This is a genomic window from Kitasatospora sp. NPDC029312 (genome assembly GCF_055569215.1).
In genome coordinates, this window is the sequence record NZ_JBVHXY010000048.1 from 9,170 (window position 1) to 33,311 (window position 24,142).

21 protein-coding genes and 2 riboswitches are annotated in these 24,142 nt (G+C 72.6%); of the genes, 13 read left to right on the forward strand and 8 right to left on the reverse strand.

Going from position 1 to position 24,142, the window contains the following annotated elements:
• Positions 1 to 132 precede the first annotated feature (132 nt).
• The 4 genes from qcrB to ctaE form a co-directional block, all read right to left on the reverse strand.
• The gene (qcrB, locus tag ACZ4WV_RS29785; protein WP_465751735.1) at positions 133 to 1,791 is read right to left on the reverse strand and encodes a cytochrome bc1 complex cytochrome b subunit; all 1,659 of its coding nucleotides are present in this window, start codon (positions 1,789 to 1,791) and stop codon (positions 133 to 135) included.
• Positions 1,788 to 2,840 carry a cytochrome bc1 complex Rieske iron-sulfur subunit gene (qcrA, locus tag ACZ4WV_RS29790; RefSeq protein WP_465751776.1) on the reverse strand — a complete coding sequence of 351 codons (1,053 nt, stop codon included), beginning with the start codon at positions 2,838 to 2,840 and terminating at the stop codon, positions 1,788 to 1,790. Before qcrA ends, qcrB begins: the two co-directional genes overlap by 4 nt.
• An 8-nt stretch (positions 2,841 to 2,848) precedes the next feature.
• The gene (gene qcrC, locus ACZ4WV_RS29795) at positions 2,849 to 3,658 is read right to left on the reverse strand and encodes a cytochrome bc1 complex diheme cytochrome c subunit (RefSeq protein WP_465751736.1); all 810 of its coding nucleotides are present in this window, start codon (positions 3,656 to 3,658) and stop codon (positions 2,849 to 2,851) included.
• 187 nt (positions 3,659 to 3,845) lie between these two features.
• A complete protein-coding gene (gene ctaE, locus ACZ4WV_RS29800; protein ID WP_350744499.1) occupies positions 3,846 to 4,466 on the reverse strand; it encodes an aa3-type cytochrome oxidase subunit III in 621 nt (206 codons plus the stop codon).
• A gap of 396 nt (positions 4,467 to 4,862) precedes the next feature.
• Here ctaE and ACZ4WV_RS29805 point away from each other — a divergent pair, with 396 nt between their 5' ends.
• The 3 genes from ACZ4WV_RS29805 to ACZ4WV_RS29815 all read left to right on the forward strand — a co-directional run bounded on the left by ACZ4WV_RS29805 (position 4,863) and on the right by ACZ4WV_RS29815 (position 8,307).
• Positions 4,863 to 5,288, forward strand: a complete 426-nt coding sequence (locus ACZ4WV_RS29805) for a response regulator (RefSeq protein WP_465751737.1) — start codon at positions 4,863 to 4,865, stop codon at positions 5,286 to 5,288.
• 118 nt (positions 5,289 to 5,406) lie between these two features.
• A complete protein-coding gene (gene trpD, locus ACZ4WV_RS29810; protein ID WP_465751738.1) occupies positions 5,407 to 6,483 on the forward strand; it encodes an anthranilate phosphoribosyltransferase in 1,077 nt (358 codons plus the stop codon).
• A gap of 276 nt (positions 6,484 to 6,759) precedes the next feature.
• Positions 6,760 to 6,876: riboswitch (SAM riboswitch) on the forward strand.
• Between the two features lie 51 nt (positions 6,877 to 6,927).
• The gene (locus ACZ4WV_RS29815; RefSeq protein WP_465751739.1) at positions 6,928 to 8,307 is read left to right on the forward strand and encodes an aminotransferase class V-fold PLP-dependent enzyme; all 1,380 of its coding nucleotides are present in this window, start codon (positions 6,928 to 6,930) and stop codon (positions 8,305 to 8,307) included.
• A 48-nt stretch (positions 8,308 to 8,355) separates the two neighbouring features.
• Here ACZ4WV_RS29815 and ACZ4WV_RS29820 read toward each other — a convergent pair whose 3' ends face one another.
• Entirely contained in the window at positions 8,356 to 8,637 is a 282-nt protein-coding gene (locus tag ACZ4WV_RS29820) for an Lrp/AsnC ligand binding domain-containing protein (protein ID WP_030240061.1), read from the reverse strand.
• Positions 8,638 to 8,678: 41 nt separating this feature from the next.
• Positions 8,679 to 9,461, reverse strand: a complete 783-nt coding sequence (locus ACZ4WV_RS29825; RefSeq protein WP_465751740.1) for a rhomboid family intramembrane serine protease — start codon at positions 9,459 to 9,461, stop codon at positions 8,679 to 8,681.
• A 199-nt stretch (positions 9,462 to 9,660) separates the two neighbouring features.
• Here ACZ4WV_RS29825 and ACZ4WV_RS29830 point away from each other — a divergent pair, with 199 nt between their 5' ends.
• The 6 genes from ACZ4WV_RS29830 to ACZ4WV_RS29855 all read left to right on the forward strand — a co-directional run bounded on the left by ACZ4WV_RS29830 (position 9,661) and on the right by ACZ4WV_RS29855 (position 16,992).
• Positions 9,661 to 9,924, forward strand: a complete 264-nt coding sequence (locus tag ACZ4WV_RS29830) for a hypothetical protein (protein ID WP_465751741.1) — start codon at positions 9,661 to 9,663, stop codon at positions 9,922 to 9,924.
• 252 nt (positions 9,925 to 10,176) lie between these two features.
• Positions 10,177 to 11,634: an NYN domain-containing protein gene (locus ACZ4WV_RS29835; RefSeq protein WP_465751742.1), complete on the forward strand. Its 1,458-nt coding sequence runs from the start codon at positions 10,177 to 10,179 to the stop codon at positions 11,632 to 11,634.
• Positions 11,635 to 11,843: 209 nt separating this feature from the next.
• Complete coding sequence (locus ACZ4WV_RS29840; protein WP_465751743.1) at positions 11,844 to 12,881, forward strand: C40 family peptidase; 1,038 nt, start codon at positions 11,844 to 11,846, stop codon at positions 12,879 to 12,881.
• Between the two features lie 337 nt (positions 12,882 to 13,218).
• A riboswitch (cyclic di-AMP (ydaO/yuaA leader) is annotated at positions 13,219 to 13,372 on the forward strand.
• Positions 13,373 to 13,382: 10 nt separating this feature from the next.
• Positions 13,383 to 14,519, forward strand: a complete 1,137-nt coding sequence (locus tag ACZ4WV_RS29845) for a C40 family peptidase (protein WP_465751744.1) — start codon at positions 13,383 to 13,385, stop codon at positions 14,517 to 14,519.
• Positions 14,520 to 14,746: 227 nt separating this feature from the next.
• Positions 14,747 to 15,793 carry a C40 family peptidase gene (locus ACZ4WV_RS29850; RefSeq protein ID WP_465751745.1) on the forward strand — a complete coding sequence of 349 codons (1,047 nt, stop codon included), beginning with the start codon at positions 14,747 to 14,749 and terminating at the stop codon, positions 15,791 to 15,793.
• A 146-nt stretch (positions 15,794 to 15,939) separates the two neighbouring features.
• Positions 15,940 to 16,992 carry a hypothetical protein gene (locus tag ACZ4WV_RS29855; protein ID WP_465751746.1) on the forward strand — a complete coding sequence of 351 codons (1,053 nt, stop codon included), beginning with the start codon at positions 15,940 to 15,942 and terminating at the stop codon, positions 16,990 to 16,992.
• A gap of 51 nt (positions 16,993 to 17,043) precedes the next feature.
• Here the strand turns inward: ACZ4WV_RS29855 and ACZ4WV_RS29860 are convergent, their stop codons facing one another.
• A complete protein-coding gene (locus ACZ4WV_RS29860) occupies positions 17,044 to 18,408 on the reverse strand; it encodes a glycosyltransferase 87 family protein (protein WP_465751747.1) in 1,365 nt (454 codons plus the stop codon).
• A 214-nt stretch (positions 18,409 to 18,622) separates the two neighbouring features.
• Here ACZ4WV_RS29860 and ACZ4WV_RS29865 point away from each other — a divergent pair, with 214 nt between their 5' ends.
• Complete coding sequence (locus ACZ4WV_RS29865; protein ID WP_465751748.1) at positions 18,623 to 19,759, forward strand: glycosyltransferase family 4 protein; 1,137 nt, start codon at positions 18,623 to 18,625, stop codon at positions 19,757 to 19,759.
• Between the two features lie 146 nt (positions 19,760 to 19,905).
• Here the strand turns inward: ACZ4WV_RS29865 and ACZ4WV_RS29870 are convergent, their stop codons facing one another.
• On the reverse strand, positions 19,906 to 21,699 hold the full coding sequence (locus tag ACZ4WV_RS29870) for an AMP-dependent synthetase/ligase (RefSeq protein WP_465751749.1): 1,794 nt from the start codon (positions 21,697 to 21,699) through the stop codon (positions 19,906 to 19,908).
• Positions 21,700 to 22,025: 326 nt separating this feature from the next.
• Here ACZ4WV_RS29870 and ACZ4WV_RS29875 point away from each other — a divergent pair, with 326 nt between their 5' ends.
• The 3 genes from ACZ4WV_RS29875 to ACZ4WV_RS29885 all read left to right on the forward strand — a co-directional run.
• A complete protein-coding gene (locus ACZ4WV_RS29875) occupies positions 22,026 to 22,460 on the forward strand; it encodes an SRPBCC family protein (protein WP_465751750.1) in 435 nt (144 codons plus the stop codon).
• 24 nt (positions 22,461 to 22,484) lie between these two features.
• A complete protein-coding gene (locus ACZ4WV_RS29880; protein ID WP_465751751.1) occupies positions 22,485 to 23,657 on the forward strand; it encodes an ArsA family ATPase in 1,173 nt (390 codons plus the stop codon).
• Positions 23,658 to 23,761: 104 nt separating this feature from the next.
• A partial coding sequence (locus ACZ4WV_RS29885; RefSeq protein ID WP_465751752.1) for a hypothetical protein occupies positions 23,762 to 24,142 on the forward strand: 381 nt, incomplete at its 3' end.

Below are 24,142 nucleotides of genomic sequence, written 5' to 3' on the forward strand. Positions count from 1 at the left end.
CCACCCCCCCCCCCCCCGAAACCCTACGCCTGCCCTCTCCTCCCCTCTCTCCCCCCCCCCCCTCCCCCCCCCCCCCCCCCCCCCCCCCCCCCCCCCCCCCCCCCCTCGGGGTGACGCGGGGTGCGTACGGGATCAGTGGTGGCCGTGGCCGCTGGTGATCTCGTGGTGCTCCTCGGCGGTCGGCTTGGGGATCTGGCTGCCCTCGCCGTAGAACCCGCGGGAGAGCTTGGCCCGGGTGCGGGTGACGACGCCGGCCTTGCGGGCCACGCCGTTCTCGTCCGTCTGGGCCGGCAGCTGGACCGGCTGGTTCTGCTCGTGCGCCGTGAGCTTGTACAGGTCCTTCTGCGGCAGCTGGGCGTGGATCTCGACGAACTCACCGTGCGGCAGGCGCTTGATGACGCCCGTCTCGCGGCCGTGCAGCACCTTGTCCTTGTCGCGGCGCTGGAGGCCGAGGCACCAGCGCTTGGTGACGATGAAGGTGAGGACCGGCACGACGAAGAAGCCGACGCGCACGAAGTAGGTGATCGAGTTGATCGACAGGTGCAGGTGGGTGGCGAACAGGTCGTTGCCACCACCGACCAGCAGCACCAGGTACAGGCTGATCCAGGCGGCACCCAGGGCGGTGCGGACCGGGGCGTTGCGCGGGCGGTCCAGGATGTGGTGCTCGCGCTTGTCGCCGGTGATCCAGCCCTCGATGAACGGGTAGACCGCGATCGCGACCAGGACCAGCGGGAAGATCATCAGCGGGACGAAGACGCCCAGGTTCAGGGTGTGGCCCCACAGGCTGATCTCCCAGCCCGGCATGACGCGGATCAGGCCCTCGGAGAAGCCCATGTACCAGTCGGGCTGGGCGTCGGTGGACACCTGGTCCGGACGGTACGGGCCGTAGGCCCAGATCGGGTTGATCGTGGCGATCGCCGAGATGGCGGCGATGAGGCCGAACACCAGGAAGAAGAAGCCACCGGCCTTGGCCATGTAGACCGGCATCAGCGGCATGCCGACGACGTTCTTCTCGGTCTTGCCCGGGCCCGCCCACTGGGTGTGCTTGTGGTAGAAGACCAGGATCAGGTGCGCCACCAGCAGGCCGAGCATGATGCCCGGGATCAGCAGCACGTGGATGGTGAAGAACCGCGGCACGATGTCGTGGCCGGGGAACTCGCCCCCGAACAGGAACATCTGGATGTAGGTGCCGACCAGCGGGACCGCGAGGATCGCGCCTTCCATGAAGCGGATACCGGTACCCGACAGCAGGTCGTCCGGCAGCGAGTAGCCGAAGAAGCCGTCGAACATGCCCAGGACCAGCAGCAGGAAGCCGAAGACCCAGTTGATCTCACGCGGCTTGCGGAACGCGCCGGTGAAGAACACGCGCATCATGTGGACGAGCATCGCGGCCACGAAGACCAGGGCGGCCCAGTGGTGGATCTGACGGATCAGCAGACCGCCGCGCACCTCGAAGCTGATGTCCACCGTGGAGGCGTAGGCCTCCGACATCCCGATGCCCTTGAGCGGCACGTACGAGCCGTTGTAGACGACCTCGGCCATCGACGGCTTGAAGAACAGCGTCAGGTAGACACCGGTCAGGATGATGATGACGAACGTGTAGAGGCAGATCTCGCCCAGCATGAAGGACCAGTGGTCCGGAAAGATCTTGCGCAGGTTGGCCTTGGCGAGGGAGTAGATCCCCAGCCGGCCGTCCGTCCAGTCAGCCGCGGCCTCCCACTTGTTGGCGGGCTTGGCGCGCGTGCTGGAGGGCTTGGCGGCACCGGTCGTGGTGCTGCTCGCGCTACTCATCGAGCACGCTCCCAGTAGCTCGGGCCGACAGGCTTCTCGAAGTCGCCGGTGGCGACCAGGTTGCCCTTTTCGTCAGTGGTGATCTTCAGCTGCGGCAGCGGGTGGCCGGCCGGGCCGAAGATGACGCGCGCGCCGTCCGCCAGGTCGAAGGTCGACTGGTGGCAGGGGCAGAGCGCGTGGTGGGTCTGCTGCTCGTAGAGGCTGATCGGGCAGCCGACGTGGGTGCAGATCTTGGAGTACGCCAGGATGCCCTCGAAGCCGAGGTCCCGGGACTTGTCGTCCTTGATGTCCTCCGGCGCGATGCGCACCAGCATCAGGGCGTCCTTGGCGATCCGCTGCTGGAAGTCCTCGCTGTGGGTGGTCAGACCCTCCGGCATGGCGAAGGTCAGCGAGCCGACGGCGATGTCCTCGGGCTTCATCGGCTGCATCGTGTTCATGTTGATGAGCGGCAGCGGCTTGGCCGGGGTCGCCTCCCTCCAGCCCGTCTCCTTGAGCTTCTTCTCTGGGAGCGGGCCCAGGTCGCGGAGCAGGACCACGCCGGAGAGCGGGACCAGCGCCATCGAACCGATGAGGGTGTTGCGGATCATCTTGCGGCGACCGAAGCCGGACTCGGCGGCACCGGTCTTGAACTGCTCGATGACGTCAGCGCGAACCTCGTCGGAGGCCTCGATCGGGTGACGCTCGGACGGCATCTCGACGTCCGACATCAGGGTGCGGGCCCAGTGGACCGCGCCCGCGCCGATCATGAAGAGGGCGACGCCCAGGGTCAGGCCGAGCGCGAAGTTCAGCGCGCTGACCGTGCCCAGCGGGAAGACGTAGACGAGCTTGTCCGGGTCGATGGCCACGTACGAGGCGATGAAGCCGATGGTGGCGAGCATCGAGACCACGAACATCAGCGAGACCTGGCGCTCCGCGCGCTTGGCGGCCCGCTCGTCGATGTCGGTACGACGGGGCTCGTGGGCCGGCAGGCCCGGGTCGGCGAAGGGGTTGCCGTGCTCGGCGACCTCGCCGGCGGAGCCGTGGTGCTCCGGGAGCTTCTCTTCTGACATGTCGTGGCTCATGACTTCTTGGCCTTGGTGGTGTGGGCGGCGACCCAGATCGCGACCGCGATGAGCGTGCCGAGGCCGAAGATCCAGCCGAACAGACCCTCGGTCACCGGACCGAGGCTGCCCAGGGTGAGACCGCCGGGGTTGGGCTCATCGTTGGTGGTGTGGCGGACGAAGGCCACGATCTGCTTCTTCTGCTCCTCGGGCATGGTGGTGTCCGGGAACGACGGCATGTTCTGCGGGCCGGTCTGCATGGCCTCGTAGATGTGCTTGGCGTCCACGCCCTCCAGCGACGGGGCGTACTTGCCCTTGGTCAGGGCACCGCCCTGGCCGGCGAAGTTGTGGCACTGGGCGCAGTTGGTGCGGAACAGCTCGCCGCCCTTGGAGATGTCGTCCGGGTCGGTCGAGGTGTACTGCTTCTGGTCCGGCGTGACCGGGCCGGGGCCGAGGGAGGCGACGAAGGCGGCGAGCTGGTCGATCTCCGCCTGCGTGTAGATGTTCTTCTTGCGCGGAACCTGGGCGCCGGGCTGCTGGGCCGGCATGCGGCCGGTGCCGACCTGGAAGTCGACGGCCGCGGAGCCCACGCCGACCAGGCTCGGACCGTCGCTGCCGCCCTGGCCGTTCAGGCCGTGGCAGGAGGAGCAGCCCACGGCGAAGAGCTTCTTGCCCTCATCGATCGCGAGCGACTGCGCGGCGACGTCGGCCTGCGCCTTGTCGGCGGGCGCGAACGCGGCGTACAGCCCCCCGGTTGCCGCCAGGGCGAGAAGTAGGACGACCAGCGCCGCCAATGGGTGGCGCCGTCGTGCGGAGAGCTTTTTCACGGAATAACCCCGGTGTCAGGATCTGGTCGACTGGTGGGTGCACCCGGCGGCCGGTCTGGCCGGCACGAGGCTGCCTGTCCAAGGCTGCGCGCGCGGTCGGTCGGTGGGAGCGTCGGCACCGGCAGAAGCGGCCCGTCGCCGGTGAGGGCGGGGGCCGCAGCCGGTGGCCAGCGACCTGATCAGCTGGTTACTTGATCAGGTAGATGGTCGCGAACAGGCCGATCCACACGACGTCGACGAAGTGCCAGTAGTACGACACGACGATCGCGGCGGTGGCCTGCTCGTGCGTGAAGCGCTTGGCTGCGTACGTCCGTCCCAGGACCAGCAGGAAGGCGATCAGACCACCCGTCACGTGCAGCCCGTGGAAGCCGGTGGTCAGGTAGAACACCGTGCCGTACGGGTCGGAGGACAGCGACAGGCCGTCCTTCTTGACCAGCTCGGTGTACTCGTAGACCTGGCCGCCGATGAAGATCGCGCCCATCATGAACGTGATGACGAACCACATGCGGAGCTTCTTCACGTCCCCGCGCTCGGCGGCGAACACGCCGAGCTGGCAGGTGAGCGAGGAGAGCACCAGGATGGTCGTGTTGACCGAGGAGAAGCCCACGTTCAGGGCGTGCGCCTTCTCGGTCCAGAACTCGGCTCCCTTGACGGAGCGGAGCGTGAAGTACATCGCGAAGAGGGCCGCGAAGAACATCAACTCGGAACTGAGCCAGACGATCGTTCCGACGCTGACCATGTTCGGTCGGTTGACCGATCCGTGCGCGTGCCCGGTTTCTACTGCTGTTGCTGTCGCCACGACGGACATTATGTCGGTCCCTTATTCCGTCTTCACGCCGGGGGGTGTCCCTCGGAGTGTCCGGTGCGTGCGGTATGCCCGCTTGGCGGTCGGCCGGGTGCCCGGACGGGGACCGAGCTGCGGCGTGTCCCTTTTCTGACGGTTCCTTGAGGAGCTCACGACCCCCGTGCCCGGCGGGTCGTTGCACGGTCGGCGCAGCGCCGTGTTGTAGGGGACGGGGTGCCCCATCGGCCGTCCGGGTGGTCTGGCCGGGGCAGGGTGACGGGCCGTCCTCCGGGCGGGTCAGCCGCGGGCGCGGCGGCTTGAGCAGGAACGTGCGCGAGGGGGGCCCGGGACCGGGGGGAACGGGAGTAGCATCCGGATCAGGTGAACGTGGTCCGGATCACACTTGAGGGAGCAGGGTCCATGGCGTACACGACCGACGAGACGCTCACCGTCCTCGTCTACAGCGACGACCGCAACACCCGCGAGGAGGTGCTGACGGCGCTCGGCCGCAGGCCCGCCGAGGATCTTCCGGAGCTGTCCTACCTGGAGTGCGCGACCACCCCCGCGGTGCTCAAGGCGCTGGAGAAGGGTGGCGTCGACCTCTGCATCCTGGACGGCGAGGCGGTGCCGGCCGGCGGGCTCGGCCTCGGGCGTCAGCTCAAGGACGAGATCTACGGCTGCCCGCCGGTGCTGGTGCTGATCGGCCGGCCGCAGGACTCCTGGCTCGCCGCCTGGAGCCGGGCCGATGCCGCGATCTCCCGCCCGGTGGACCCGGTCGCCCTGGCCGGGGCGGTCGCCACCCTGCTGCGGGCGCGACTGGCCAAGCGGGCGCCGGCCACGCGCTGAGCGGTGCCGTCTCAGTAGGAGAGAAGACACCGCCGCGGGCACCCGGCCGCTCGATAGGCTGACTCCATCCGTACGGACGTCCCCGCTGCGGGGGAACCGACAACAGCTGGAGTCAGCCATGGTGAACGTGAACCCTGCGAACGGCGGTAGCGACCCCGCGCAGGTGGTTCGCACCTGGCCGGACCTCCTGGCGGCGCTGTTGAAGGGGGAGGACCTCGACCGCTCGTCCACCGCGTGGGCGATGGACCGGATCATGAGCGGCGAGGCGTCCCCCGTCCAGGTGGCCGGGTTCATGGTGGCGCTGCGAGCCAAGGGCGAGTCGGTCGACGAGATCGCCGGCCTGGTCGACGCGATGTACCAGCACGCCGAGCCGCTGGACATCCCCGGACCGGCGGTGGACATCGTCGGCACCGGCGGCGACCGCGCCAAGACCGTCAACATCTCCACGATGTCGGCGATCGTCGCCGCGGCCGCCGGGGCCAAGGTGGTCAAGCACGGCAACCGGTCGGCCTCCTCCGCGAGCGGTTCCTCGGACGTGCTGGAGAAGCTCGGCGTGGCGCTGGACCTGTCCGCCCGAAGGGTCGCCGAGGTGGCCGAGGAGGTCGGGCTCACCTTCTGCTTCGCGGCGAAGTTCCACCCCTCGATGCGGCACGCCGCCACCGCCCGGCGCGACCTCGGGGTGCCGACGGCCTTCAACATCCTCGGGCCGCTGACCAACCCGGCCAAGGTCACCTCGCACGCGATCGGCTGCTTCGACACCCGGCTCGCCGGGCTGATCGCCGGGGTGCTCGCCCGGCGCGGGGCGACCGCGCTGGTGTTCCGCGGCGACGACGGGCTGGACGAACTCACCATCACCACCACCTCGCGGGTGTGGCTGGTGCGCGGCGGGGTGGTCACCGAGATCACCTTCGACCCGCGGGACGTCGGCATCGAGCTGGTCGGCATCGAGGCGCTGCGCGGCGCGGACGCCGGGTACAACGCCGAGGTCGCGCGCAGGCTGCTGGCCGGGGAACGCGGGCCGGTGCGGGACGCCGTGCTGCTGAACACCGCAGCGGCGCTGGTGGCGCTCGACCTGGGCGACGGGCCGCTGACGGAGCAGCTCGCGGCGGGCATGGTGCGGGCGGCGGAGGCGATCGACTCCGGCGCCGCGCAGGACCTGCTGCGGCGCTGGGCGGACGCCACCGGCCGCAGCTGAGACGTGACTTGAGGGCCCGTGCCGGTTCGCCGGTGCGGGCCCCACGTGTGCGCCCGAGCCGCCCTGCACGGACGCCCCGAGCCGCCTCCGTGCACGCCCCGAGCCGAAGGGGCGCGCCGGTGCCGGAAGTCGAGGAGCGACAAGCGAGGTACGAGCGCCGGAGCGACGAGCGCCGGCACCGGGTCGGAGCGCCCCGGAGGCGAGCGGGCGACGACAGAGTCCGGATGGTGGATGCCCGTTTGACCACCCGACGGGCCCGACCTACAGTCTTTGCCAGGTCATGAGTGACAGCGCCAAGCCCCAGCTGGCTGTCCGGCAACCCTCCGTCCGTGGCGGGGTGCCCTGGGTGAGGACCGGGTCGCCGGCAAGCCGTCCGAGCGACAAGCGCGGACGCCCGACGACTGGCACTCCCGGGGTCCCCAGCCCCCGAAGGAGTGCGTCCTCATGTCCCTCTCCACCGAAATCTGCGCCCCGCTCCCCGTGCTCGGCCACGACGTCCTGGTCCCGCTGGCCGACGGGAAGAAGGTCGGCTACGCGGCGCTCGACTACGCGGCCTCCGCTCCGGCGCTCCAGCGGGTGTGGGATGACGTCGCCGCCTACGCGCCGTACTACGGCAGCGTGCACCGCGGCGCCGGGTACCTCTCGCAGCTGTCCACGGACCTGTTCGAGCAGAGCCGCCGGACCGTCGCCGACTTCCTCGACCTGCGCGAGGGCGACCAGGTGGTCTTCACCCGCGCCACCACCGACTCGCTCAACCTGCTGGCCTCCGCCGTTCCGGCCGGCACCCGGGTGTTCGCCTTCGAGACCGAGCACCACGCCTCGCTGCTGCCCTGGGCGCACGCCGGGCTGGAGGTCGGCTACCTGCGGGCACCGCGCTCCTGGGCCGAGGCGGTGGCCGCGCTGGACGCCGCGCTGGCCGCGGCGCCGGAGGGGCCGAAGCTGCTGTGCGTCACCGGCGCCTCCAACGTGACCGGCGAGCTGTGGCCGGTCGCCGAGCTGACCGCGACGGCGCACCGGCACGGCGCCCGGGTGGTGCTGGACGCCGCCCAGCTGGCCCCGCACCACCGGGTCTCGGTCCGCGAGCTGGACGTCGACTGGATCGCCTTCTCCGGCCACAAGCTGTACGCGCCGTTCGGTGCCGGGGTGCTGGCCGGGCGCTCGGACTGGCTGGACGCGGCCGAGCCGTACCTGGCCGGCGGCGGGGCGACCCGGACGGTGGCGCGGGAGGCGGACGGCTCGGTGGCCGTCCAGTGGCACACCGGCCCGGCCCGGCACGAGGCCGGCTCGCCGAACGTCATCGGCGCCTACGCGATCGCCTCGGCCTGTCGGGCGCTGACCGAGGCCGGTTTCGACGCGCTGGAGGCCCGGGAGCGGCTGCTGGTCGAGCGGCTGACGGCCGGGCTGGCGGAGATCCCGCAGGTCAAGGTGCTGAGCCTGTTCGGTCCGGATTCGGCCCGGGTGGGCGTGCTGTCCTTCATCGTCCAGGGCTGGAACAGCTCGCACTTCTCGGCCGCGCTGTCCGCCGAGTACGGCATCGGGGTGCGCGACGGGCTGTTCTGCGCCCACCCTCTGGTGCGGACCCTGCTCGGGGACGAGGAGGTGGCGCCCTCCGAGTGCGGGGCGCCCGAGCCCTCGCTCCCCGGCGAGCGCAGCCTGAACGCGATCCGGGTGAGCTTCGGCGCCGGGACGCCGGACGAGCACGTCGAGCGCTTCCTGACCGCCGTCCGCGAGCTCGTCACGGACGGCGCGGCCTGGAACTACCGCAACGAGGGCGGCCGTTGTGTCGCCACCGTGGAGGTGGACCGGGGCCGCCGCGAGGCCTGAGCGAGGGGCTACCCGTCTGCTCGTCTGCTGGTCTGCTCGTCTGCTGGTCTACTCGTCCAGGCCGAGGGCGAAGGCCGCTTCCAGGTCGTGCTGGGAGTAGGTGCGGAAGGCGATCTGGGTCTCGGTGTGGGCCACGCCCGGGACCTTGTTGAGCCGGCCCGGGATGACCTCGGCCAGGTCGTCGTGGCGGCGCACCCGCACCATCGCCACCAGGTCGTAGCCGCCCGTCACCGAGTAGACCTCGCTGACGCCCTCGATGGCCGCGATGGCCTCGGCGATCTCCGGGATGCGGTCGACGCTGGTCTTGATCAGGACGATGGCGGTGATCACTGTTCGGGCTCCTTCGTGGGGTGCGGCCAGGGTATCGGGCCTCAGCCGGAGCGTCTCGGGGGGTGGCGGACGACGGTGCAGGCGAAGAGGAAGCCCGCCGAGAAGCCGATCACGTGCACCAGGTAGGCCACCCCGGGCCCGGCCGAGTGCACCGACCACCACTGCAGGGCGAACCAGAGGCCGAGCACCAGCCAGGCCGGGAAGCGCAGCGGAAGGAAGAGGAGCAGCGGAACCAGGGTGGTCACCCGGGCGCGGGGGTGGAAGCGCAGGTAGGCGCCGAGCACGGCGGAGATCGCGCCCGAGGCGCCGATCAGCACCCGGGTGGAGTCCGGCGAGTGGGCCTCGGCGAGTGCGAAGCCGTACGAGGCCAGGCTGCCGGCCGCCAGGTAGAAGAGGAGGAACCTGGCCCGGCCGACCCGGCGCTCGACGGTGGGCCCGAAGACGTAGAGGAAGAGGAGGTTGCCCAGCAGGTGTAGCCAGCCGGCGTGCAGGAAGAGCCCGGTGAGGGCGGACACCGCGGGGTGCTTGCCGGGGGTGGGGGAGGCCGGGCAGCCGGGGACGGGGTCGGGGGCCTCGGCGAGCTGTTCGGCGGTCAGCGGGCGCCCGGCCAGCAGTTCGGCCGGGACGGCGCCCCAGCGCTGCTCGTACCTCTGCTCGGCGCAGACCCGCGCCTGGCCCCGGCCGTACAGCGGGTTGAACCCGGCGGCCGGACCGAGCAGGAAGACCAGGGTGTTGACCGCGATCAGGGCATAGGTGACCGCCGGGGCGGGCACCGTCGGGCGGCCGTCCCGCGCGTCGGTGTGGTCGGTGGCCGCGAGCGCCATGCGGCCAAGCATCCCTTGGGACGGCGCAGGTGACACGGCGGTTTACGGCAGGTGGACTAGCCCTCGTGTTCGGCGACCGGTGGTCTTGGCGGTTGCCCCAGGCAATAGGCTGGGAGCGGGCATTCCCGCCTCCCGCCGCCGATGCCGGGCTCCGGGGGGAGCGCCTAGCCCGCCCAGGGACCAGCCGAGAGGATCCCCGATGACCGCCCCCGCCCTGACCGCCGAGACGCGCTGGCGCTGCACCCTGTGCGGCAACCTCACCCGCTTCGACGTGACCCGCACCGCAAGGGTGACCGAGTTCCTGCACTTCGACCTGGCCGGCGACTCCGCCGTCGAGGAGACCGAGGTGCTCAGCGAGACGATCGAGTCGGTGCGCTGCCGCTGGTGCAACGCGGTGGACCAGGTCGAGCTGGTGACCCGTCCGGGCGCCGAGGGTGCGGAGGCCGCTGCCGAGCAGGGCTGATTCCCGCCTGTGCGGTGGGCGGCGCGCGACGCGCCCGTCCGCCGCACGGGACAATACAGAACAAGACGCACGGAGCGTGACGACAGGGGCGGCCGCGGCCGCCCCCGCTGGACCAGGATCGGAGCCGAGGACGTGGTGGACGCAGCGAAGGAGCCCGCGGACGCGCAGGGGCTTCAGCCCGCTGCGCCGGCACCGGGGCAGGGCGCCGGCGCGGTCCCGTCCGAGGCGCCCCTGCCGGATGCCGCTGCCCCGGTGGCTGCTGCCCCGGAGGCCGCTGCATCGGACAGCGCCTTCCCGGAGGCGGCTTCTCCCGAGGCGGCCTCCCCCGATCCGGCTTCGCCGGACACCGACGAGTCCGGCGGGGCCGCCGGCGGCGCCGAGGCCGCTCCGGAGCGGCCCGTCGAGAAGCTGGACCGGCCGCTGCCCGAGGGCGTGCGCCGGCGCGTGGTCGGCCTGGCCTCCGACGCGCTGGGCGGGCTGCCGCCCGCGGAGCTGCCGCAGAGCCTGCGTCAGTACGTCAAGTTCACCCCCGCGCGACGGGCCAAGTACGCGGCCACCGCCCTGGCCGCGGCGCTGGAGTCGGAGCCCGCCTTCCGGGTGCGGATAGCGGAGCGGCTGCGGCTGGGCCAGCCGGACCTGGTGAAGGCGCTGGAGTCGGGCACCGTCCCCGGCGCCGCCGATCCGATGGACGTCGCCGCCGCCGCCTACCTGGTGCGGTCGGCCGGCTGGAGCCGGCTGGTCACCGAGGCCGGTGAGGAGGCCGAGCGGGCCGGTGCCGAGGACGCGGCGGCGGAGGCCGGCCGGCTGGTGGAGAAGCTGCAGGCGGAGCTGGCCGAGGTGCGGGCGACCGCGCGGGCCGACCTGGAGCGGCAGCGCGCGGAGTTCGAGGGCGTCCGGCGGGAGGTCGAGTCGCTGCGCAAGAGGGTGCGTTCGCTGGAGAGCGACACCCGCCGGGCGCAGGCCGAGACCCGCCGGGTGACCGGGGAGCTGGAGGCCGCGAGGGCGCAGGCCGCGGCCGAGCGCAGCGCGGCCGAGAGCGAGGCGCGGCGGCTGCGGCACCGGGTGTCCGAGCTGGAGAACGCCGCCGAGCAGGGCCGCCGTTCGGCCCGCGAGGGGCGCAGCGTCGAGGACATGCGGCTGCGGCTGCTGCTGGACACCGTGCTGCAGTCGGCGCAGGGGCTGCAGCGGGAGCTGGCGCTGCCGGTCTCCCAGATCCGCCCGGCGGACCTGGTGGAGGCGGTGGTGCCGGGAGCGGCCTCGCCGCACGACGTGGCCCGGCGCGGCCTGGCCGAGGACGATCCGGCGCTGTTGGACCAGCTGCTGGCGATCCCGCAGGTGCACCTGGTGGTGGACGGCTACAACGTGACCAAGACCGGCTATCCGGCGCTGCCGCTGGAGCAGCAGCGGATCCGGCTGCTGGGCGGGCTGGCGATGCTGGCCCAGCGCACCCAGGCGGAGGTCACCTGTGTGTTCGACGGGCAGGACCTGGACGTTCCGGTGATCATGGCGCCGCCGCGCGGGGTTCGGGTACGGTTCAGCCGGACCGGGGAGACCGCGGACGAGTTGATCCGTCGTCTGGTGCGGGCCGAGCCGCAGGGCCGTCCGGTGGTGGTGGTGTCCACCGACCGGGAGGTCGCGGAGGGCGTGCGGCAGGCGGGCGCGCGACCGGTGGCTTCGGTCCTGCTGCTGAACCGCCTGGCCCGGCCCTGACCGGAGGCCCGGCGGCCCGGCCACTGTGACGCCTGGTCAATGCCCGTTTTGCCAGGGTGTGCGGATCCCGTGAAGTCAGCGTGGGAACCGGAGTTCACGCCTTCGGGGGAGTGGCAAAACGGATAGATCTTCACTAGGGTCAGGCGTCAAACCTATTTTCCGGAATCTCACCTGATCGGGTGAGTCCTATGGAAGAAGGAGCCGCTCCCTTGGCCTCCCACCGCCGTCCCAAGCAGCCGAGCCGCGCGCGGGTCTCCGTGCTGACCGCTGCCGCTGCGACCGCGGTCGCCCTCTCCGCCCAGGTCGCCGCGCACGCCGCGCCGCAGCCGAACAAGGCTGACGTCAAGGCGCAGATCGACCAGCTCCAGGAGGAGCAGGAGCAGGCGGCGGAGAAGTACAACGGCGCCAAGGAGCGGGCCGACCAGCTCCGCAAGCAGGCCGATCAGCTGCAGGACCAGGTGGCCCGCAGCCAGGAGCAGATGACCCAGTTGCAGACGGGCCTGGCCGAGGTGGCGGGCGAGCAGTACCGCACCGGCGGCATCGACCCGTCCGTCCAGCTGATGCTGTCCTCCGACCCGTCCGGATACCTGGAGAAGGCCTCCAGCGTGCAGCAGGCCAGCGCCAGCCAGACCGAGGCGCTCAAGGGCCTGCTCGACCAGCAGCGCCGGCTGGACCAAGAGAAGGCCGAGGCCGCCGCGGTGCTGGCCTCGCTGGACTCCACCACCAAGGACCTCAACCAGGCCAAGGCGGACGTCAACCAGAAGCTGAAGGCCGCCCAGGACCTGCTGAACTCGCTCAGCGCCGCCGACCGCGCCGCGCTGAAGGCCCAGCAGCAGCAGGACGACCGCGCCTCGCGCGGCAGCACCCGGGTCGACCTCAGCAGCCTGCCGCCGGCCAGCGGCTACGCGGCCGTGGCCGTCGCCAAGGCGATGAGCAAGCAGGGTTCGCCGTACGTCTGGGGCTCCACCGGGCCGAGCACCTTCGACTGCTCGGGCCTGATGGTCTGGTCGTACGCCCAGGCCGGCGTCTCGCTGCCGCGCACCTCGCAGGAGCAGGGCAACGTCGGCACCCGGGTGCCCTCGCTGGACCAGGCCCAGCCGGGCGACCTGGTGATCTACGGCAGCGACCGGCACCACGTCGGGATGTACATCGGCAACGGCATGGTGGTCCACGCGCCGCACACGGGTGACGTGGTCAAGGTGATGAAGGCCGACGCGATGCCGATCAACACGATCCGCCGGGTCTGACGAGCCGACACGCCCGACGGGCCGCGTTCCGGCCCTGTGATCCGCGCCACCCTCCGACCGGGGTGGCGCTTCGGGTTCACCCGTCCTTCGCTCCCTCGTTTGAGGTTTGATCAGCTTTCCGTGCGGCGGCGATCACCAACGGTCATTTTCACAAATGAACATGGGTAATCTTCCGTCTTTTTTCTGACAAGGATTTGAACGGATCACGGTTCAGTTACTAGGGTCGTGCCCCGAACCACCGCACTGTCGATCACCCAGCCTGGGTGGCGGCGGTGGTTACCGCCGAGTTCGTGAAGCAGCGGGACAGGTCGACGCGACTGTCCGACAGGGGAGCCCAGCAGTCCGGGCGCTGTGGAGCGGAGCCGGGGAACCACGTTCCTCCGGGGTGAATCGGCGCCAGGTCGGCCGTTGGAACGGCCGTGAGGCGTCGTAGGGCATGCTTCCGGCCCGAACCCGTCAGCTCACCCGGTAGGCGGATGTAGGAAGAAGGAGTCCGCCTTCGTGGCGTCCCATCGCCGTCCCAAGCCCGCCAGCCGTGCCCGGGTCTCGATCCTGACCGGTGTCGCCGCGGCAGCCGTCGCCCTCTCCGCGCAGTCCGGCGCGCACGCCGACCCGCAGCCGACCAAGGACCAGGTCAAGGAGCAGGTCGACCAGCTCAACGAGCAGGCCGAGCAGGCGACCGAGAAGTACAACGCCGCGCAGGAGAAGCAGCAGGCGCTGGAGAAGCAGGTCTCCGGTCTGCAGGACCAGGTGGCCCGGCAGCAGTCCCAGGTGACCGACCTGCAGGGCGGCCTCGCCGAGATCGCCGGGGAGCAGTACCGCAACGGCGGCATATCCCCGACCGTCCAGCTGATGCTGTCCTCCAGCCCGGACAACTTCCTCAACCAGGCCGGTGCGCTGAACCAGGCCGGTGACACCCAGAAGAACCAGCTGAAGGAACTGCAGGAGCAGCAGCGCAAGCTCGACCAGGACCGCAGCGAGGCCCAGGGCAAGCTCACCGAGCTGGAGTCCACCACCCAGCAGCTGAAGGCCTCCAAGGACGAGGTCCAGAACAAGCTGAAGGCCGCGCAGGACCTGCTCAACACCCTGACCGAGCAGGAGCGCCAGGCGATCCGCCAGGCCGAGGAGAAGGCCGCCGCCGACGCCAAGGCCCAGGCCGACGCCGCCGCGAAGGCCGCCCAGCAGCAGGCCGCCGCCGACCGCGCCTCGCGCGACAGCGGCCGCAGCGACATCGGCTCCGGGGGCTCCTCGTCCTCGCCGGTCGTCAAGCCGGTGGCCCCCGGTAGCTCGCACGGTGCCGCCGCGCTGTCCGCCGCCGCCTCCAAGGTCGGCAGCCCGTACGTCTGGGGCGCCACCGGCCCGAGCTCCTTCGACTGCTCCGGTCTGATGGTCTGGGCGTTCAACCAGGTCGGCGTGTCGCTGCCGCGCACCTCCCAGGAGCAGGCCGGTGCCGGTACCCGGATCGGCTCGGACATCTCCCAGGCCCAGCCCGGCGACCTGCTGATCTTCTACAGCGACGCCCACCACGTCGGCATCTACGCGGGCAACGGCCAGGTGCTGCACGCGCCGAAGCCGGGCGCGTCGGTCCGCTACGAAGCGGTCTCCAACATGCCGCTGGCCTCCATCGTGCGGGTCTGATCCGTACGAAGGCCTCCCTGGGCCCGGTCCTCCCACGTGGAGGGCCGGGCCTGCGGCTTTACCGGCGGCTCGGGCTGATGTCCGATTAGGGGTCGAATATTCGGGTCCGGAGGGGTTTGGACTCGCTTGCCCGGACTCGCTAACGTCTGCCACCGGACTCCCGCTCGACGGCCGCCCACCGGGGTGCGGCCGCGGGGCCGCGCCGCAGGATCGGAGCCGCCGCCGCCATGTCCGTGCACCGCCGTTCCCAACTGCTCGCCCGTGCCCTGGTGTTGACCGCGGCCGCCACCACGGCCCTGGGCGTGGCGGCCGCCGGCAGCGCCCAGGCCGCTCCCGGCGCGCCGGACGCGCCGGACCGCAAGGACGTCAAGGCGCAGGTCGAGCAGCTGTACGACGAAGCCGAGCAGGCGTCCGAGAGGTACAACGCCGCGCAGGAGGCCCAGAAGCGGCTGCAGAGCGAGACCACGGTTCTCCAGGGGGAGCTCGCCACTGCCCAGGACCAGCTCAACGAGCTGCGCGGCGGCCTCGCGACCGTGGCCGGGGCCGAGTACCGCGGCGGCGGGATGAGCCAGACCGCCCAACTGATGCTCTCCAGCGACCCGGAGTCCTACCTCGCCCGCGCCCGCACCCTCGGCCAGGCCGCCGAGCGGCAGCAGGAGACCCTGCACGAGCTGGTCACCCGTCAGCGCCGACTCGACCAGCGCCGCAGCGAGACCGCGGGCAAGCTCGCCGAACTCGACCAGGCCCGGCGCTCGCTGGCCGAGAACAAGCAGCAGATCCAGCAGCGACTGGCCAAGGCGCAGAAGCTGCTTAACAGCCTCGGCGCCGCCGAGCGGGCCCGGATGGTCGTCCAGGACGCCGAGGACGCCGAGCAGCGCGCCACCCGCGGCGCCGACCGGCTGGACCTCGGCACCACCCCGCCGGCCTCCGAGCGCGGGGCGGCGGCGCTGGCCGCCGCGGTGCGGATGATCGGCTCACCGTATGTCTACGGATCCACCGGGCCCCGTGCCTTCGACTGCTCCGGTCTGATGTACTACAGCTGGCGGCAGGCCGGAGTGACCCTGCCGCGCACCTCGCAGGCCCAGGCGTACGCCGGGCAGCGGATCAGCCTCTCCGAAGCGCGACCGGGAGACCTGGTGATCTTCTACCGGGACATGCACCACGTCGGGATGTACGCCGGCGGCGGGGTGATGGTGCACGCCCCGTACCCCGGCGCCAAGGTGCGGTACGAGAGCGTCACCACGATGCCGGTCTCCGGGGTGGTACGGCTCTGAGCACGACGCCCTCCGGCCCGGACGACCACCCTCCGATACGCCCGGCCCACTGCGTCCTGTCCCGGCGCGGGGCGCTGCTGCTGGCGGCCGGCGGGCTGGCCCAGCTGTCGCTGCCCCCGGCCGCGCCGGCGGCACCAGCCGGGCGGGTGGCGGACCGGCGGGCCGAGGTGGCCGGTCTGCTGACCGACCGGGCGGCCTCGCTGCCCGCCCGGTCCGGGCTCGCGGGAGCCGAGGCGGTCTACCGCAACCTGGTGCTCTCCCCGGCCGACGGACCGGACCGGCTGACCGCCGCCGCCGAGCTGGCGGTGCGGATCGCCGGGTACGACGAGTACCCCGTGGTGTACCCGCGCCGGATCGCGCTGGTCCGCTCCGCGGGCGGCTGGCGGGTCGAGCGGGAGGAAGCCGTGGGCGGGCCCCCGGCGCTCTGGGACCTCGGAGAGGTCCGCACCGCCCCCGGCGCGCACTGCCTGGTGCTCGGTGTGGCCGGCGGACCAGACCCGACCGGGCTGGTCGCGGTGGGGGACCGCGCGGTGCCGGCCGTCAGCGCGGTCTGGGGCGGTGCCTGGCCGGGCCGGCTGCTGCTGGAACTGCCCGCCGCCGAGGCCCAGTTCGCCCGGCTGCTGGAGGGCGACCCGGCGGACTGGACGGGCATGGCGGCGGTCACCGTGGCCGCCCCCGGTGCGCCCCGGCACACCCCGGCGGACCGGGTGGTGATCAACCCCGAGGCCTTCGGGCGGCTCAGTGAGTTCGGCCGGCAGGTGGTGGTCACCCACGAGGCCACCCACGTCGCGACCAGGGCCGACACCCGGGCCTGGACCCCGCTGTGGCTCTCCGAGGGCGTCGCCGACTGGACCGCCTACCGGGACTCCGGCCGCAGCCCCCGGCAGATCGCCCCCGAGCTGGCCCGGGACGTCGCGGCCGGCAAGCCGCCCACCGCGCTGCCGGCCGACCGGGACTTCACCGCCGGGGCCACCGGCATCGCCCAGGCCTACGAGCAGTCCTGGCTCGCCTGCGAGCTGATCGCCCGCCGCTGGGGGCCCGAGCGGCTGGTCGCCCTCTACCGGGCGGTCGGGGCGGACGACGGGCGGGGCGAGGACCGGGATCAGCGGATCGACCGGCTGCTGCGCGCCGGGCTGGGCGTCGGCTCGGCCCAGTTCACCGCGCTCTGGCTGGCCGAGGTCGCGGCCTTGAAGGGCTGACCGAACCCCTGGCGGGGCCGAACCCCTGGCGGACGGTCCCCGGACGTCCCTTCAGCGGCCGGCCGGGGTGTTCGGCTGGTCGATGCCGTCCAGCAGGTCCTGCTCGTACGCGATGCCCGGGCGGACCGGGTAGGCGGACGCGGGCGGCAGCGCCGGGGCCTCGTCCATCACCACCGTGGGCGGCAGGGCCACCGCGGCGCGGGTGGAGCGCCAGAGCCGGATGCCGGAGAGCACGGCGGCGGTCAGCAGCAGCAGGTTGCGCAGCGTCAGGACGGCGATCGCCCAGGGGTCGCTGGCGAGGATCTGGGTGAACATGGTCGGGAACTCGACCAGCGTCAGCGGACAGGCGATCAGGATCAGCAGGGCGACCGGCCGCTGGCTGGTGCCGCGCACCGTCAGGCAGACCGCGGCGACGCCGATCAGCCAGACCAGGTACTGGGGGCTGATCACCCGGCTCGTCACCACGAAGACCAGCAGCGCGCACAGCGCGGCGTCGTACATGGTGGCCGCGTTGCGGCGGCGGGCGGTGAAGCGCCACAGCAGCAGCCAGAGGAAGCCCAGCACGGTGCCGGCCAGCATCACCTTGCTGATCACGCCGACCCACGGCCCGAGCATCTCGGGGGAGCCGTAGTTCATGGTGACCCTGCCGTCCCAGCCCCCGGCGATCCGGGCGAAGTGCAGCGGCAGCGCGCCGACCGACTCGACCTCGATGCCGCGGTCCGCCTGGAAGGTCAGGAAGTCGAAGGCGCCGTTCATGCCGGCCGCGAGCAGGAAGCCCACCGAGACGGCGGTGGCCGCGGCCAGCGTCCAGGAGCGGCGGGTGCGACGGCCCGAGGGGGTGCCGATCAGACTCAGCAGCGGCCAGATCTTGACGATGCCGCCCAGGCCCAGCAGCAGCCCGCCGACCGCCGGACGGCGGATCAGCGCCAGCAGACCGGCCAGCGTGAGCGCGGTGACCAGGATGTCGAAGCGGTTGTAGATCATCGGGCCGAGCAGCGGGACGCCGACCACCCACATCCAGGCGCCGGTCAGCGCCCGGCCCCGGCGCAGGCCGGTACGGACCAGCAGCGCGGCCGCGGCGGCGTCCGCGATCCCGCAGATCACCCAGAAGGAGACCAGGTACGACCAGGGCAGCAGCCCCGGCAGCAGGATCACCAGGGCGGCGCCCGGCGGGTACTGCCAGGTCACGTCGTCGAACGGGAACGTGCCGGTCTGCAGCACCCCGTACCAGGCGTGGTAGATCATCCAGACGTCGGCGGTGACGTCCCCGCCGGGCGCCTTCAGCACGCCGGTCATCAGCAGCACCAGCACGGTGCGGGTGGCCACCCAGGTCGCCCCGAGGGCGGCGAGCGCCCCGAGCGGGCGGCCGAGTCGGCCGCGTGCAGAACCGGGCTCGGTGGCCGGGGCCAATTCCACTGCGCTCCCTCGTTCGTCTCGGACGTCCTCACCGGAGGCGTCGTACTGACGGACGCCCGGGCCGCGATCCTCTGCGGCCTAGGTACTAGGACTGACCCGGGGGTCAAACGGTTGCCGTGAGCGGTTCCGTTCCCGGCGGGTCATGGTGTTGACCTATCGTACGGATCACTCAGCGGTACACCGAGCACCCCCCGACCGAGCGAGCCGTGGCCAGATGCACAGAACCTTGATCGTCACCAATGACTTCCCGCCCCGTCCGGGGGGCATCCAGGCGTTCGTGCACAACATGGCCGTCCGTCAGCCCGCCGGAAGCATCGTGGTGTACGCCTCCACCTGGCGGGACGGCAGTGAGGTGCGGCGCTTCGACGCCGAGCAGCCGTTCCCGGTGATCCGGGACCGCACGAAGGTGATGGTTCCCACACCCCGGGTCACCCGGCGGGCCGCCGAGATCCTGCGCGCCGAGAAGTGCGACTCGGTCTGGTTCGGCGCCGCCGCCCCGCTCGGGCTGATGGCGCCCGCGCTGCGCCGGGTCGGGGCGGGGCGGCTGCTGGGCATGACCCACGGGCACGAGGCCGCCTGGGCCCAGCTGCCGGTCTCCCGGCAGCTGTTGGGGCGGATCGGAGCCGGCACCGACGTGCTCACCTACCTGGGCGAGTACACCCGCTCGCGGATCGCCGCCGCCGTCGGCCCGCAGGCGGCGGCGCGGATGGTGCAGCTGCCGCCGGGCGTGGACGAGAAGACCTTCAACCCCGGCTCCGGCGGTGCGGAGGTCCGCCGCCGCCTGGGGCTGGCGGACCGGCCGGTGGTGGTCTGCGTCTCCCGGCTGGTGCCGCGCAAGGGCCAGGACACCCTGATCGAGGCGATGCCGCAGATCCTGGAGGACGTGCCGGACGCGGTGCTGCTGATCGTCGGCGGCGGCCCGTACCGGGCGGACCTGGAGAAGCTCGCGGACGCCCGGGGCGTACGGGCCTCGGTGCGGTTCACCGGCTCGGTGCCGTGGGAGGACCTCCCCGCCCACTACGGGGCCGGGGACGTCTTCGCGATGCCCTGCCGAACCAGGCGGGGCGGGCTGGACGTGGAGGGCCTCGGGATCGTCTACCTGGAGGCCTCGGCGACCGGCCTGCCGGTGGTCGCGGGGGACTCCGGCGGCGCCCCGGACGCCGTGCTGGAGGGCGAGACCGGGTACGTGGTGCCGGGCGGCTCGGCCACGGCGGCCGCGGAGCGGATCGTCCGGCTGCTGCGGGACGAGGAGCTGCGGCGGCGGATGGGCGAGGCCGGGCGGCGCTGGGTGGAGCGCTCCTGGCGCTGGGACCTGCTGGCCGGGCGGCTGACCTCGCTGCTGGCGGCCTAGCACGGTCCGGCACGGTCTGGCGCGGTCCAGGGTGGTTCAGGGCGGTCCGGGGTGGTTCAGGGCGGCCCGGCGCGGGCCGGTGACGTGAGCGGGCCCCGCCTCCAACAGGAGGCGGGGCCCGCTCGTGCGCCGGCGACCCGGCGTGGCTACTTCTGGTACAGCGCCTCGATCTCGGCCGCGAAGTCCTTCAGCACGACGTTGCGCTTGAGCTTGAGCGAGGGCGTCAGGTGGCCGCTCTCCTCGGAGAACTCGGTGTCTAGCAGGCGGAACTTCTTGACCGCCTCGGCGTGCGAGACGGCCGCGTTGCCGTCGTCCACCGCCGACTGCAGGGCCGCGAGCAGGTCCGGGTCGTCGGCGAGCTCGGCGACGGTGGCGGTGGCCGGCTTGCCGTTGAGCTCCTTCCACTTGGGGAAGAAGTCCGGGTCGACGGTGATCAGGCAGGCGACGAAGGGCTTGCGGTCGCCGACCACCATGACCTCGCCGACCAGGGCGTGGGCCCGGATCCGGTCCTCGATCACGGCCGGGGCGACGTTCTTGCCGCCCGCGGTGACGATGATCTCCTTCTTGCGGCCGGTGATGGTCAGGTAGCCCTCGGAGTCCAGCGAGCCGATGTCGCCGGTGGCGATCCAGCCGTCCCTGAGGGTGTCGGCGGTGGCCTGGGGGTTGTTCCAGTAGCCGGTGAACACGTGCGGGCCCTTGAAGAAGACCTCGCCGTCCTCGGCGATGCGGACGGAGGCGCCGGGGACGGGCTGGCCGACCGTCCCGATCTTCGGCTTGTCCCACGGGTTGAAGGCGGTGGCCGCGCAGGTCTCCGTCAGGCCGTAGCCCTCCAGGACGGTGAAGCCGATGCCCCGGTAGAAGTGGCCCAGCCGCTCACCGAGCGGGGCGCCGCCGGAGATGGCGTGGGTGGCCCGGCCGCCGAGGGCGGCGCGCAGCTTGCTGTAGACGAGCTTGTCGAAGACCGCGTGCTTGATCCGCAGCACCAGGCCCGCGCCGCCCGCGTCCAGCGCCCGGCTGTAGGCGATCGCGGTCTCGGCGGCCTTGTCGAAGATCTTGCCCTTGCCGTCGGCCTGGGCCTTGGCGCGGGCGGTGTTGTAGACCTTCTCGAACACTCTGGGGACGCCCAGGATCAGGCTCGGCCGGAACGCGGCCAGCTCGGCGGTGACGTCCTTGATGTCGGAGACGTGGCCCAGCTTGATCGGGGCCATCGCGGGGGCGATCTCGGCGATCCGGCCGAGCACGTGGGCCAGCGGCAGGAAGAGCAGGACGGAGCTGTCGCCGGTGCGGAACAGCGGGGCCAGGCGCTCGACCACGTTGCCGCACTCGGCGAGGAAGTTGCCGTGCGTCAGCTGGCAGCCCTTCGGGCGGCCGGTGGTGCCCGAGGTGTAGACGATGGTGGCGATCGAGTCGGGGCCGGCGATCGAGCGGCGCTGCTGCACCGTCGCGTCCGGGACGTCCTGGCCGGCTAGGGCCAGCGCGGCGATCGCGCCGTCCTCGATCTGCCAGAGGTGGTTCAGGCCCGGCAGCCGGTCGCGGACCTCCTCGACCACCTTGCGGTGCTGGTCGGTCTCGGCGAGGACGGCGACCGCGCCGGAGTCGCCGAGGATCCACTCGACCTGCTCGGCGGAGGAGGTCTCGTACACCGGCACGGTGATCGCGCCGGCCGTCCAGATCGCGAAGTCCAGCAGCGTCCACTCGTAGCGGGTGCGGGACATGATGCCCACCCGGTCACCCGGCTCGATGCCCGAGGCGATCAGCCCCTTCGCGGCGGCGTGCACCTCGGCCAGGAACTGGACCGCGGTCAACTCCTGCCAGTGGCCGTCCACCTTCCGGCTGAGCACCGCGACGTCCGGGTGCTCCTCGGCGTTCCGGTGCACAGGGTCGGAGAGGTTACCGCCGCTCGGTACCTGGTAGAGGGCCGGAAGGCTGAAGTCGAGCAAGACTGCTCCTCGTTCGCGACGCTGCGGGACGGCAGGACGTTACTGCCCGGTAGGCAGCTTCGACCAGAGGGGTCGGCCCCGGTGTTCGAAGTGTCACACCCGGCCGGGTCGGACCAGGTGGTGACCGGGTCGTTCGACTGGCACCCTACGGCAGCGTCCTGGTGACCGGTCGGTAGCATGCCCGCCGCCCGGCTCTCACCGCCCGCCGCCGGTGCCCGCGCGGCCGAGTCGATCGCCGGTCGCGATAGCCTGCTCCGGGCGGACCCCGGGTCGAGCGCGCGTCGATCCGCACCGGCAGGCAGAGGGACGAGGCGGAGGGCCATTCCATGGCGGAGCACACCAGGTCGAGCATCACCATCGACGCGACCCCGGCCACGGTCATGGCCGTGATCGCCGACTTCGCCGCCTACCCGGCCTGGACCGGTGAGGTCAAGGAGGTCGAGGTCCTGGAGACCGGCGAGGACGGCCGCGCCGCCCAGGTCCGGCTGCTGCTGGACGCCGGCGCGATCCGCGACGAGCACGTCCTCGCCTACACCTGGGACGACGACCGCGAGGTCGGCTGGACGCTCGTCCGCAGCCAGATGCTCCGCTCGCTGGACGGCTCCTACACCCTCGCCCCGCTGGCCGGCGACCGCACCGAGGTCACCTACCAGCTCGCCGTGGACGTCAAGATCCCGATGCTCGGCATGATCAAGCGCAAGGCCGAGAAGGTCATCATCGACCGCGCCCTGGCCGGACTGAAGAAGCGCGTCGAAGGCTGACGGCGGCGGATCGGGGCTGAGGCGATGACGGCGACACGCACCATCCTGGTCAGCGGCGACGCCGGCGCGCCCACCGTGGCCGCCGCCACCGCCCTGCACGCCGCCCGGCGCGGCCACCGAACCTGGCTGCTGGCCGCCGACGACCCGCACCGCACCCTGGACTCCGTCCTCGCCACCCGACTGGAACCCGAACCGCTCGGCTACGCCCCGGGCCTGACCGTCTCCCGGATCGACGAGCAGGCCGCCTTCCGCTACGCCGTCGGCGAGCTGACCGGCCGGCTCAAGCCCGCCCTCGACCTGCTCGGCGCCGAACAGCTCGACCCGGAGGAGCTCACCGCCCTCCCCGGCATCGCCCGGCTCGCCCTGCTGCGCGCCCTGCCCGCCGCCGACCACGACGTCCTGGTGGTGCTCGCCCCGCCGCCCGCCGAGCTGATCGCCACCCTCGCCCTGCCCGAGCAGCTGTCCCGCTACCTGGACCGGCTGGTCCCCGAGCAGCGGCAGGCCGCCCGGGCGCTGCGCCCGCTGCTGGCCGGGCTGGCCGGAGTCCCGATGCCCGCCGAGTGGCTGTACGAGAGCCGCACCAAGGCCGCCGCGGCGCTCGCCGAGTCCCGCGCCGCGATCGGTGACCCCGGCACCAGCGTGCGCCTGGTCGTTCCGGCCGACGGCCACCCGTACGAGGAACTGCGCCGGATCCGGGCCGGCCTCGCGCTGTCCGGTCACCGGCCGGACGCCGTCGTGGTGCACGGGGCGCTGCCGCCGGCCGCGCTCACCTCACCCGATCCCTGGCTGGCCGCGCTGGCCCGCCGCCGCCAGGAGGAACTGGACCGGCTGACCGCCGTCACCGACGCCCCGGTGCTGGTCTCCGGGCAGCCGGAGGCCACCCTGGAGGCGGTCGCCGAGCACCTCTACGGGGACGGGCCCGGCCCGGAGCGGCTCGCGCCCGAGCCCTGGACGGTCGAGGACCGGCTCGCCGAGGACGGCCTGCTGGTCTGGCACCTCGGTCTGCCCGGCGCCGACCGCGCCGAACTGGACCTCGTCCGCCGGGGCGACGACCTGGTGGTCGGCCTGGGCGCCCATCGGCGGGTGCTCGCCCTGCCCTCCGCGCTGCGCCGCTGCACGGTGGCCGGGGCGGGGCTGCACGAGGGTGTGCTCTCGGTGCGCTTCGCACCCGATCCTTCGCTCTGGCCCCAGGGCTGACGGGCCCTCGGGCCCGCCCCGGGCTTTTCCGGGGCCCACCGCCGGTCCGGTAGCGTCGGGCCCCGGGGCCGCGCGGTGCGGCCACGGCTGAGGAGGCGCCCGCGATGACCAGCACCGACGACCGCACCGAGCCCGGGGCCGACCGCACCGAGCCCGGGGCCGACCGCCCAGGGGCGGGCGACGGGCAGGCCCACCCGTTCGGGCCCGAGCTGGGCCCGCTGGTGGACGAGGTGCGCCGGTTCGCCACCGCCCTCGGCGAGAAGGCGCAGGAGACCAGCGCCACCACCCTGATCACCCTGTCCGGGCTGGCCGACCGCCTGCGCACCCAGCAGCCGGAGGTCTACACCCACCTCGCCGCGGCCGGTTCCGGGATCGCCGCCGCCGGCGCCGAGTTGCTGGCCGCCTACCGGGGCGGGGGGGGGGGGGGGGAACGGTGCTGGGCGGCGGGGGGGGGGGGGTCGGTGGGGAAGATCGACCCCCAAGCC